The organism is Ichthyenterobacterium magnum, assembly GCF_003610635.1.
GTDB lineage: Bacteria > Bacteroidota > Bacteroidia > Flavobacteriales > Flavobacteriaceae > Ichthyenterobacterium > Ichthyenterobacterium magnum.
This window is the reverse complement of sequence record NZ_RAQJ01000002.1, coordinates 431,395-443,823: the sequence shown is the minus strand read 5'-3', so window position 1 is coordinate 443,823 and position 12,429 is coordinate 431,395. Positions and strand designations below refer to the sequence as shown.

The following is a 12,429-nucleotide window of genomic DNA, read 5'->3' as shown; positions in this document are numbered from 1 at the left end:
CAAACCAATTATCTAAATAAATATTTTTAGTCAGAGTTCAATTTTTTTTGAACTCTGACTTTAGATTTTAATATAACTGTTATAAAATATGCTTCATTTAAAAAAAAATAAATTAATTTTTTTGGGTTTAATTATTACAGTCATATCTTCCTGTAAGAGTGATGATATTGATGAATATGTACCTTTAACCCCAGACATTGGTGAAGAGTTTTCAGGAGGTGAAACTACTGTTTTTAATGAGTCACCAGAGGCTTTTGGTTTTAGTGCTGCAAATTTAGATCACAGTTTAGATGCAGACTTTGGTGTTGGAAATTCGTTATTTAGACAAAATTGGGTTACAGCTCCAGCTTCAACAACAGCTAGAGATGGTTTAGGCCCTTTTTTTAATGCACGTTCATGTACTGGTTGTCATTTTAAAGATGGTAGAGGTAGAGCGCCTTTGTTTAATGGAGAACTGTCTCATGGTATGTTATTGAGATTAAGTGTTCCAGGAACTACATCAACAGGAGCAAATTTACCTGAGCCAATATATGGAGGCCAACTACAGGATGATTCAATATTAAGCGCAACAACTGAAGCTGGATTTATAATTACATATAGTGACGTAGTTGTGAATTACCCTGACGGAACTCAAACAACATTACGTAAACCAAGTTATAGTTTTACAAATCTAGCTTATGGTGAAATGGCTGCTAATGTTGAAATTTCACCACGTGTAGGAAACCAAATGATAGGTCTGGGATTGTTAGAAGCCATACCAGAAGCTACACTATTAAGTTTTGCTGATGAATTTGATACTGATAATGATGGTATTTCTGGAAAACCAAATTATGCATGGAATGTTCAAACGCAAAGTATTACTATTGGTCGATTTGGTTGGAAGGCAAATACACCAACAATTAAACAACAGGTTGCTGGTGCTTTTTCTGGAGACTTAGGGATTACATCATCTCTTTTTCCTGATGAGAATTGTCCAACTGGCGTTAATTGTGACAATTTTATAAATGGAGGTTCACCAGAGATTAGTGATATAAACCTAAATAAGGTAGCAACTTATGCAAGCGTATTAAACGTGCCTGGCCGCCGTAATCATGATGATCAACGTGTTCTTGAAGGAAAGCAATTATTTAATTCAATAAATTGTATTGCATGTCATATTCCAAAAATTGTAACAGGAAATCATAGTATTGCCGCTTTAGAAAACCAAACGATTAGACCCTATACAGACTTGCTATTACATGACATGGGAGAAGGTTTAGCAGATAATAGACCAGACTTTAATGCAAATGGTAATGAATGGCGAACACAACCACTTTGGGGAATTGGTCTTATTGAAACAGTAAATAATCACACAAATCTTTTGCATGATGGTCGTGCAAGAAATATAGAAGAAGCCATTTTATGGCATGCTGGCGAAGCTGAAGATAGTAAACTAGCCTTTATGAATTTAAATGCTTCTGAAAGAGAAAAAATTATTGATTTTATAAATTCTTTATAATGAATTATTCTACAAAAAAAACACTATCCATTATTAGTATAACCCTAACTTTACTAGTAACAACTTTAATGAGTTGTGATAAAAATGGTATTCCTGAAAGTCAATATGAAATTGAATTCTACAGGCAAAACCAATTAACAAATATATACAATAATGAGGTTTCTAAATTGGTCTCAGAGTTTATAGAATTTGCAAGTACACTTAATGAAGTAGTAGTAGAATTTAATCAACAAACTACATTAGACAATTTATTAGTAGCTCAGCAAAAATGGGAAGATGCATTATTGGTTTGGAAACAAATTGAACTTTATAATATTGGACCAATAGACACAAGCTTTATCTATTATAAAATTAATTTCTGGCCTACTAACACCAATTTTATAAATACATTTATTAATGGTACAGATATAATAAACAATGCATATATAGAATCTAGAGGAGGTTCTTCTAAAGGACTTTCTGCAATAGAGTATTTATTGTTTAAACCTAATAACGAAGAAACGCTTAATAGTTTTACAATTGATGCCAACCATCAAAGACGCTTAGAATATCTTGTTGCGTTATCGCAAAATTTAAAACTTACAGCACAAAATCTAGAAACACTCTGGATTGATTATCAAACTGAATTTACATCAGCTGTTGAAAATGGTTTAGATGGAAGTCAAAACTTGGTAATTAATCAAATGGTAGCTCTGCTTGAAGAAATTAAAATTTATAAGCTTGGCAAACCATTGGGTGAAGATAATGGTGGCGTAATTGATATTGATGAGCTTGAAGCCTATAGAAGTAAAACGTCTTTAAAAATTATTAAACAAAATTTAATAGCGTTAAAACGATGCTACACAGGAGATTTTGCTCAAACACCTTTTCGAGTAGGATTTAAAACTTTTATGATCCAATATGGATATGAAGACCTAAATCAAAATATATTAAATCGTTTTGAAGCTTGTTTTAGTAAAATAGATGCCATTTCTAATCCTTTAGTTGATCAGCTAAATGAAAATCCAGAAGTAGTATCAGAGTTAAATAATGAAGTCACACAATTGCTGGTATTTATAAAAGTTGACATGGCTAATGTTTTAGGGTCTACAATTACGTTTAACGATAATGATGGTGATTAAAAATTGGACAGCATATTTAACCAAAGAAACCTCAATATTACCTCTTGTTGTTTTTAGAATAACATTTGGTTTTTTAATGTGTTTTTCAATGTTTAGGTTTATGTATAACGGCTGGATAGAAGACTGTTACATAAAACCAAAATTTCATTTTACATATCAATATTTTGATTGGGTTACACCTTTTGATACATTAACAATGTATAGTATTGTAAGTGTTTGTGCTATTAGTGCACTTAGTATAGGTTTAGGGGTTTTATATAGAGCTTCTACAATAGTATTTTTTTTTACATTTACTTATTTAGAACTTATTGAGAAGTCTTGGTATCTTAATCATTACTACTTTGTGTCTTTAGTTGCCTTTTTACTTATTTTAGTTCCAGCAAATAGGCGTTATGCAATAGATTCAAAACTATTTCCAAGATTGAAACTAAATACAGTTCCTAACTGGACAACCGTAATTTTTAAACTTCAACTTTGTACAGTTTATGTGTTTGGTGGTCTAGCTAAGTTAAAAGCAGATTGGTTACTAAATGCGCAGCCTCTAAAAATATGGCTAAAAGCAAGAACAGATATTCCGCTTATTGGTTGGTTGTTTGAGTATGATTTTATGCCATTTATATTTAGTTGGAGTGGTATGCTTTACGATTTAATAATTCCTTTTTTATTATGGACAAAACAAACCCGCCCAATGGCCTATGTTTTAGTAATTATTTTTCATGTACTTACTTATGTGTTGTTTAATATAGGAATGTTTCCTTGGCTAATGATTTTTGGAAGCTTAATTTTTATAACTCATCAAGAATGGAATAAAATTTTAAAGATTTTTAACATAAAACAATCAAACGCTATACAAACATACTCATATAAAACAAAAAGATTAATAATTCCATTTATATTCATTTTCTTTTCTATTCAAACAATATTGCCATTTCGTCATTATATACTAACAGATAATGTATTGTGGACAGAAAATGGGTTTCGTTTTGCTTGGCATGTTATGGTCATGGAAAAAAATGGTTTTACAGAGTTTACAATTGTAGATACTAGTTCTGGTAAACAATGGAAAGAATACCCAAAAAAAAGATTAACAGCAATACAAGAGAAACAAATGAGTTTTCAGCCAGACATGATTTGGCAATATGCACAGTTTTTAGAAAAAGCCTATAAAGGTAAAGGATTAAAAAACATAGCAATATATGTAAATTCTAAAGTGTCTTTAAACGGAAGAATGTCACAAACTTTTATTAATCCTGAAACTAATCTTTTACAATTGAAATCTGCCGATGAAATTTATAATCATATTTTGCCTCTAGTTCAATAATACAATTGTTAATTACCTTGGTTATAAATCTATCTTAAAGTCTTTTATTCTTACCTTTAAAACATTATTTTGGCATAGTTTTTACTTATAAGTAATTCATACACATAAGACTTGACATTATATGCGACATATTTTTGCCCTACTATCTATTATTTGTTTTTCTACAATAGTATTTTCTCAAAATGCAACTAACCCTTTACAATCTCATGATGCTCTAGCTCAGCAAAAATGGGTGGATAGTATTTATAGCACAATGTCCTTAAAAGAAAAAGTAGGTCAATTGTTTATGGTTAGAGCATTTTCTAACAATAATAAAAGCAATGAAACTCAAATAGCAAAGCTTATAAATTATCATCATATTGGAGGTTTAATCTTTTCTACAGGTGGTCCAGTTCGTCAAGCCAAACTTAATAACTTATATCAAGCTATTTCTAAAACACCATTATTAATTGGTATGGATGCAGAATGGGGTTTAAGCATGCGCTTAGATTCTACCTATGCTTTTCCATATAATATGACTCTTGGTGCAATAAGAGATAATAAATTAGTTGAAAAAGCTGGCTACCACATTGGAGAGCATAGCAAGCGTATTGGAGTACACTTTAATTTTGCTCCTGTTGTAGATATAAATACAAACCCAAAAAACCCAATTATTGGCAACCGTTCATTTGGTGAAGATAGAGATAATGTCACTTTAAAATCTTTGGCGTTTATGAAAGGCATGCAAGATGCTGGTACTTTAGCAAATGCAAAACATTTTCCAGGGCATGGAGATACAGAACGAGATTCTCATAAAACATTACCAACAATTAGCTTTAATGAAAAACGAATAGATTCTATTGAGTTGTATCCATATAAGCAATTAATTAAAGAAGGTTTATCTAGCGTTATGGTGGCACATTTAAATGTTCCAAGTCTCGAATCTCGGTCTGGTTTCCCTTCGTCATTATCAAAACATATTGTAACAGATATTTTAAAGGAAAGACTTCAGTTTAACGGATTAATATTTACAGATGCTTTAGAAATGAAAGGTGTTTCAAACTTTAGCTCGCCAGGAGATATTGATTTAGCAGCTTTTAAGGCAGGAAATGATGTGTTATTAATTTCTGAAGACATTCCAAAAGCCATTCAAAAAATTATTGAAGCTTATAATAAAAACGAAATTACAGAAGAACGCTTAGCACATTCGGTAAAAAAGATTTTAATGGCTAAATACAAAGTAGGTTTAAATAATTACGAACCTATTGGTACGGCTAGTTTATTTAAAGATTTAAACCGTATAAAAGATGATGCATTATACGAAGAGCTTATTGAAGGTGCTGTTACTGTTGTTAAAAATAAATCTGAAATTTTACCATTAAGACATCTAGAAACTAAAAAAATTGCCTACGTAGAATTAGGTAACAGAGATGGTTCTATATTTTATAACGAACTAAAAAAATACACAAAAGTACACCAAGTAAAAGCTGAGCAATTAGATGAGCTTATTACCAAACTTCAAAACTATAATACAGTAGTAGTTGGTTTACATAAACCAAACGAAAACCCTTGGCAAAGCTATAAGTTTACAGATAAAGAGTTAGTTTGGCTTTATGAGATTGCTAGAACAAACACTGTTATTTTAGACATATTTGCTAGACCTTATACACTTATAGATTTAAAATCTATTGAGAATATTGAAGGCATTGTTGTGAGTTATCAAAACAGCGAGATTTCTCAACAAAAATCTGCACAAATAATTTTTGGAGCTGTAGCAGCTAAAGGGCATTTGCCAGTTTCTGCTGGCGAGTATTTTAATGTAGATGACGGAATAGAATATAATGCGATACAATCATTAAGTTATGGTTTGCCAGAACGTGTTGGTATGAGTTCAGCAAAATTAATGCGTCTTGATTCTATTGCAAATTATGCCGTAAATAATAACATGACGCCAGGTATTCAGTTATTGGTAGCACGTAAAGGAAAAGTGATTTACAATAAAAACTTTGGTAAGCATACTTATAAAGGGAAAGAAAAAGTAAAGTTTAATGATATTTACGATGTGGCGTCATTAACCAAAATTTTAGCAACATTACCATTGTTAATGGAACTTGAAGAGAAAAAGGCTGTGTCTTTAAACACAAAGTTGTCTGCTATTCTTCCAGAATATAAAGGTTCAAATAAAGAAAATATAACCTTAAAAAAAATGTTATCGCATTATGCACAACTAAAGCCTTGGGTGCCTTTTTACGCTGCTACTTTAGATTCTGTAACTAAAAAACCAGACCCAAAATACTATCGCAAAAAGTTTAGCCCAAAATATAATATTAAGGTTGCCGAAGATTTGTACTTAAGAAAAGATTATCCAGATTCTATTCAAAAAATAATTGTAGAGTCTGAACTACTATCTAGACTACGTTATCGCTATAGTGATTTACCATATTATATTTTAAAGACATATATTGAAAACTATTACGACAAACCTTTAGATCAATTAACTCAGGAACACTTTTACCAAGCATTAGGTGCTAATTATACAACGTATAATCCGTCTGCTAAATTTAGCGATAGTAATATTGTTCCCACAGAAATAGATGATTATTATAGATACCAAAAGGTTCATGGGTATGTCCATGATATGGGAGCAGCAATGCAAAATGGAGTAGGAGGTCATGCGGGTATTTTTAGTAACGCAAACGATGTCGCTAAAATTATGCAAATGTACCTACAAAAAGGGTTTTATGGTGGTAAACGTTATTTAAAAACTGAGACTATTGCCAAATTTAACAAGTGCTATTATTGCCACAAAGATAACAGGCGAGGTATTGGGTTTGATAAACCACAATTGGGAGATGAAGGACCAACATGCGGTTGTTTGTCTATGACAAGTTTTGGGCATTCTGGTTTTACAGGAACCTATGCTTGGGCAGATCCAGAAGAAGAAATAGTATATATATTTTTAGCCAATAGAACCTATCCTAAAGCAGGAAAAAATCTACTACTAAGAGAAAATATTAGAACAGAAATACAACGCTTAATCTACGAAGCTATTATAGAGTAGATAGTTTAAATAAAAGTTAAAAGGAGGTATTACCTCAAAGAATTATAAGACCTTTAAAAAATATATAAAGTAAAAAATTCCCATTTTCATGGGAATGAAAAGTGATTTTTTAAATGAGAATAGGAATTGTTTGTTATCCAACATTTGGTGGTAGTGGCGTAGTAGCTACAGAACTTGGAATAGAATTGTCTAAACGAGGACACGAAATACACTTTATAACCTATAGCCAACCCGTGCGCCTTGAGTTGCTAAGCAATAATGTGCATTATCATGAGGTTAATGTTCCTGAATATCCTTTATTTTTATATCAACCATACGAGCTTGCATTATCAAGCAAATTAGTAGATATGGTTAAGCTTCATAAAATAGAAGTACTTCATGTGCATTATGCAATACCACATGCATATGCAGCTTATATGGCAAAGAAAATGTTACAAGAAGAAGGTGTTTATGTGCCAATAGTTACAACACTTCACGGAACCGATATAACCTTAGTTGGTAGTCATCCATTCTATAAACCAGCAGTAACATTTAGTATCAACAAGTCTGATGCCGTTACTTCGGTTTCTCAAAGTTTAAAAGAAGATACATTACGACTCTTTGATATAAAAAATGAAATTGAAGTTGTGCCAAATTTTATCGATATAGAAAAGTATAAGCACGATTTTACAGATTGTCAGCGCGATATCATGGCAAATGAAAATGAAAAAATAATTACACATATAAGTAATTTTAGAGAAGTAAAACAAATCCCAGATGTTATTAAGGTGTTTTATAACATTCAAAAAGAAATGCCAGCAAAACTAATGATGGTTGGCGAAGGTCCAGAGCGTGAACCAGCAGAGCGTTTGTGTGAAAAATTGGGTATAAGTGATAAGGTTGTGTTTTTTGGTAATAGTAATGAGATTGATAAAATTTTATGTTTTAGTGATTTGTTTTTATTACCATCTGTAACCGAGAGTTTTGGTTTAGCAGCTTTAGAAGCCATGGTGTCTGGAGTACCAGTAATATCAAGTAATACAGGAGGAATACCAGAGGTTAATATTCATGGTGTTTCTGGGTTTTTGAGCGAAGTAAATGATGTAGACGATATGTCTAAAAATGCTATTTATATTCTAGGTGATAAAAACCAATTAGAAGAGTTTAAAAACAATGCTTGGTTAGAATCTCAAAAATTTGATATTCATCAAATTGTTCCTCAGTACGAGAAAATTTATGAAGATACTTTAAAAAAGTGTTTGGTGCTATAAAAGTGTTACTTTGTAGGTAAAGACATTACGTATTGATACGCTTTATTAAAATGTTCTACTAATAATGTTGTATTAAAATACAAATGCTCAGGAATTAATACATAGTCTTTCATTACGGCTCCATGAGATTTATAAATGCCAGTATTATGGTCTTTCATAAATTGTTTGCCAACCTCTTTGGGTAAGCGTATGCCAATTTCACCAGCCTTATTTAGTAACGAAAACATATAACCATTTGCCGATGTGTAAATCATCTTTTTGCCTTTACGCTCAAAGTCTGGACATTGTGCAACTAAGCTATCGTAAAATTTAAGTTGTTTTTCCCACATTGTGTTTGTAGTTTAAAGTATTTAATGTTGTTTAGAGGTATTATTTATGTGTGGCTTTATGCGTTGGCTATTTTTAGATGATCTTCTATAATTTTAATTTCTTCTTTATTCAAATCATAAAGTTCATAGACTAGACTATCTATTTTGTCATTAATCTCTGTTTCGTATACCATAGATAATGTTTTAACTAATTCTTGTATTTTTTGAAGTAAGTTACTTTTATTTTTAGGAATTGGAAATATTTGTAATTCTTTGACTTTAAACTGTGGGAATAATTTTCTTTGATGTTTTCCAAAAGTTGAAGCAAACCAAAAGGTAATTAATTTTGAGTTAAGTATTCCAATTAAAGATTCTAATGCTATAGAAAGTTCGTCTTTAGGTTTGATAATCATATGATTATTATCACATACAGCATCGATGTTTATAAGTGTTGAAACTATTGCATATGGTGGTTTGGAAGGTATTTGCCTTACATAAATACGCTCACCAATAAAAAGATTAGGCGTTCGTCTTCTTGATAGGTTTTTACCATATTTAATGTATAATCCGCTCCAATCAAAACTATATCTTGAGACATCAGAGCCGTCAATATATTTTTTCCAATCATCATCTATTTTTGTTAAGCTATGATACACTCGACTGTCTTTCATTTCTTTTGTTTGAGTAGGTACACCTTCTCCAACAGTATAAGCTTGAACACCATTTTTGACAATAAACTCGGTATTCAATAATTTAGAATGTTTATTTATTTTATTTAAAATTAAAGCTAATTCTGGGTTTCTATATAAGCCATAATTTATTATTGAGCCAGTATCGTTCAGATAATTAATATTTTCTGTTTCAGAAATGAATTCGAAATCGGTATTTGTTAACTCATAAGATTTGGTTTTTCCTTTACCTATTTTTGATAATAAAAGTATTGAAGCATCTACACTTGCATCTTCAAACGTTTTGTTTTTATCATTAACGATTTTAATATCTGAAAACTCGTTTAGTATAAACTCTCTGAATTGAGAATTATATTGAAGCGTTAGCCAATTATTTGGGATTATATATGCAATTGTGCCATTAAAATTTGCTATTTTACTAGCTAATTCAGAAAATAAGATATAAGTATTTAGTTTAAACTGTGTTAATTTATAATTATCATAAAAATATTTTTTTTCTTGTTTCGTAATTAATTCACGAGAAAAAATATACGGCGGATTTCCAATAATAGCATCAAAGCCAACAAAATTGCCGTTATCATCTAAAACTTCTGGAAACTCAAAGCGCCACTCAAAAGCTTCTTCGTAAATTTTGTTGTTTTTAATGGCTTCTATTATTATTTCTAACTTTTTAGAATCTTCTGTAAGTTTTTTTAGTTTTTTATTCCAAGCTGTTTTTTCTCTTTTGGTTAGCTCAAACATTTGTGTTTGATTGGTCATACCAAAAATTTCACCTTTTAGTTTATGGAGTTTTTTAACTTTTGGGTCGTTAAGCGATATTTCACTTCTAAAATCGTTTTTTATATCATCGATTAGTTTTTCCATAGCTCGCTTTTGCTCTTTGTTTTGAGCATTTCTATAGGTGTCTACAGCAATTTTATAACTATCAATAGTCCATTTACTACTTTTTAAAGCTTTTTTAAGGTCTGCATCTAACTCAAAGCGGCTAATAAGTGAGTTGCCACATTTTATATTAATGTCAATATTTGGCAGTGTTTCTAATTCGTTTTCATTTTTGTAATAGGCATTTTTTAGTAACTCAATCCAAAGGCGTAATCTGCATATTTTTACAGAGTTTGGGTTAATATCAACGCCAAACAAGCAGTTTTCAATAAGGGTTTGCTTTTCGTGAAAAAGGGCTTCTTGTATGCGTTGACTTTCTTTAGTTGTTGGGTTGTACTCAAACAATTCTCCATCTTCGTCGGTTACAATTAATTCGTCATTAACAACTTCAAACTGGTATTCTTTAAGCCGTTTACCATCTCTGTCTTGCAAAACTTTAAGGTCGTTTTTAATGGCTATCATTTCGTTTAACGCAGAAACTAAAAAATGACCAGAACCAACAGCTGGATCGCAAATTTTTAAACGGTTTATAATAGTATTTGCTTCTTGCCGGTCTTCAATTTTATTGTAAAGCGAGTTGATGTCTTTACAGTTCCAATCTTTTGTTTCGTTAAATTTTTGAACTACAGCTTTTCTAATAGTTTCACGGCACATGTACATAGTGATAAAACCTGGTGTAAAAAACGAGCCATCTTTATAACCATTAATTTTCTCGAAAATTAAACCGAGAACAGAAGCGTTAATTAAGGTTTTATTGTCTTCTTGAATGGCTTCTTTGCCTTCACTACTAAAGTCGTAAGCATTTAAAAATGCAAACAGATATTCTAGAGCATTTAAATTTTCTGTTTGTTTTTTTCCGCTTTCACTTTTTAATACGGTTGATGAATAAATAGGAATTGTTTTATCATCTTGCAAATTGCTAATAAATAACGTGCCGTGCTCAATGCCTGTTGGCTCAAAAAGCGAACTGTTTAAGTAAGGGACTTTTGCAAAAAGTTCGGTTACATCTTCATTTCTTTCTGATTGTTGTTTAGCTAAAACTTGAAAGAAAAGACTGTTTAAATCATCATAGTTTTGAATTTTATCAATACTCAAAAATTCATAAGATTTGTCTCCTTTATGATAGGTTTTTAGTTGCGCTTCTAAAAGTTTAAGAAACAGGATTCTGTTAATCCAAGTGATGCTTAATTCAAGACCAACATTAAATAAACGTTCTTCTTGAGTTGTTCCAAAATGGCTTGGGTTGTCTAGTCTATTTATTTTATCTAAACTGTCAAGTTGTATTATAGCGTTTTCTAGAAACGAACCTGTGTTTCTTTCGCCTTTTTTGTGTCGTTCTATTAGTTTTTTGCTTCCGTCTTTGGTTTCTACAAGTCCGATAATGTGCAGTAATTCTCCATAAAATTTTTTGTCAAGACTATTACTATCATTGGCAAAAGGTAGTTTTAATAAATGTTCTGGCGAGAGCAATTTAAAGAGGGAAATAAGTTTGTTGTCGTCTTTTGGGTTGTTGTTACGCAGTGGTTTTTCGTATTCTCGTATATCGAAAAACGTAAATTCAATATCTTGTTTTAAATCGTTAATAAAAGGTTCTGCAATTTCTTTGTAGAAAAAATCGGTTGTTTTTCCTGCTAATCGTCCATTTTCAAAATCGTTAAATTGTTTAACCAATATTTTGTTTTGGGCAAACTGTTTTTCAAATACGTTAGAATCAAAAATAAACCACTCGTTTATGTTTGTAGCGACTAAATATTTTATTTCGAGGTTTTTGTGAGTAATTCGTTCTCTTAAATAGTAAAGTACTAATTCTTGAAATGCTTTGACATTAATTTTTTCTTTTGTCAGCATTTCTGCTTTGTTGGTTGGTTTTTTTGCTTCAATGATTACTCCAACAGTGCTTTTTGCTTTATTTCCGTTATGTATTACAAGGTCGTTTCTGCCTTTTGTATTTATAAAATGATTTGGCTCGTAGTAGGTTTTTTTTAAAAAGTCTGATACTAGATTTTTATGAAATTCTTCAGATTCTCTATCATTTGTTCTGTCAAGTAATTGAATTAAATTCGTCTTGAAACTTTCAATTTTTGTTCTATTAGGTTTTATTTTTAAAAAAGCTTTATTGATTGCCTTTCGAGGTTTCAAGATTTTTAATTCCATATAATGTGTTTTCTCTATCGGTTTTTATTTAATTTTTTCTTTTCAAACCATTCGAGCGTTGGTAAAAAAAAGTGACACTTTTACTTTTAAGTATAGCTTGCAACAGGTTTTTAGTATAATATGTTGTGTTTTGTTGACTAGAACTAAATTAACAAAAATAAAGTGA

Annotated in this window: 7 protein-coding genes; 5 read left to right on the top strand and 2 right to left on the bottom strand. The window is 30.9% G+C overall.

Going from position 1 to position 12,429, the window contains the following annotated elements; translation table 11 throughout:
• Positions 1–88: 88 nt before the first annotated feature.
• The 5 genes from BXY80_RS07955 (at position 89) to bshA (ending at position 8,230) form a co-directional block, all read left to right on the top strand.
• Positions 89–1,498, top strand: coding sequence for a di-heme oxidoreductase family protein (locus BXY80_RS07955; protein ID WP_120200739.1), 1,410 nt, complete (start codon positions 89–91; stop codon positions 1,496–1,498).
• Positions 1,498–2,619 (top strand): imelysin family protein, encoded by a 1,122-nt coding sequence (locus BXY80_RS07950; RefSeq protein WP_120200737.1) that lies wholly within the window; start codon positions 1,498–1,500, stop codon positions 2,617–2,619. Before BXY80_RS07955 ends, BXY80_RS07950 begins: the two co-directional genes overlap by 1 nt.
• Positions 2,606–3,940, top strand: a complete 1,335-nt coding sequence (locus tag BXY80_RS07945) for an HTTM domain-containing protein (protein ID WP_120200736.1) — start codon at positions 2,606–2,608, stop codon at positions 3,938–3,940. Before BXY80_RS07950 ends, BXY80_RS07945 begins: the two co-directional genes overlap by 14 nt.
• 121 nt (positions 3,941–4,061) lie before the next feature.
• Positions 4,062–6,980, top strand: a complete 2,919-nt coding sequence (locus tag BXY80_RS07940; protein WP_120200734.1) for a glycoside hydrolase family 3 N-terminal domain-containing protein — start codon at positions 4,062–4,064, stop codon at positions 6,978–6,980.
• 113 nt (positions 6,981–7,093) lie between these two features.
• Positions 7,094–8,230, top strand: coding sequence for an N-acetyl-alpha-D-glucosaminyl L-malate synthase BshA (bshA, locus tag BXY80_RS07935; RefSeq protein ID WP_120200732.1), 1,137 nt, complete (start codon positions 7,094–7,096; stop codon positions 8,228–8,230).
• A gap of 5 nt (positions 8,231–8,235) precedes the next feature.
• Here the strand turns inward: bshA and BXY80_RS07930 are convergent, their stop codons facing one another.
• Both BXY80_RS07930 and BXY80_RS07925 read right to left on the bottom strand, forming a co-directional pair.
• The gene (locus BXY80_RS07930) at positions 8,236–8,559 is read right to left on the bottom strand and encodes a hypothetical protein (RefSeq protein ID WP_120200730.1); all 324 of its coding nucleotides are present in this window, start codon (positions 8,557–8,559) and stop codon (positions 8,236–8,238) included.
• A 56-nt stretch (positions 8,560–8,615) separates the two neighbouring features.
• Positions 8,616–12,263 carry a DUF7149 domain-containing protein gene (locus BXY80_RS07925; RefSeq protein WP_120200728.1) on the bottom strand — a complete coding sequence of 1,216 codons (3,648 nt, stop codon included), beginning with the start codon at positions 12,261–12,263 and terminating at the stop codon, positions 8,616–8,618.
• Between the last annotated feature and the right edge of the window lie 166 nt (positions 12,264–12,429).

Coding starts and splice junctions, on each gene's coding strand:
- BXY80_RS07955 (WP_120200739.1), top strand. CDS start 89: ATGCTTCATTTAAAAAAAAATAAATTAATTTTTTTGGGTTTAATTATT.
- BXY80_RS07950 (WP_120200737.1), top strand. CDS start 1,498: ATGAATTATTCTACAAAAAAAACACTATCCATTATTAGTATAACCCTA.
- BXY80_RS07945 (WP_120200736.1), top strand. CDS start 2,606: ATGATGGTGATTAAAAATTGGACAGCATATTTAACCAAAGAAACCTCA.
- BXY80_RS07940 (WP_120200734.1), top strand. CDS start 4,062: ATGCGACATATTTTTGCCCTACTATCTATTATTTGTTTTTCTACAATA.
- bshA (WP_120200732.1), top strand. CDS start 7,094: ATGAGAATAGGAATTGTTTGTTATCCAACATTTGGTGGTAGTGGCGTA.
- BXY80_RS07930 (WP_120200730.1), bottom strand. CDS start 8,559: ATGTGGGAAAAACAACTTAAATTTTACGATAGCTTAGTTGCACAATGT.
- BXY80_RS07925 (WP_120200728.1), bottom strand. CDS start 12,263: ATGGAATTAAAAATCTTGAAACCTCGAAAGGCAATCAATAAAGCTTTT.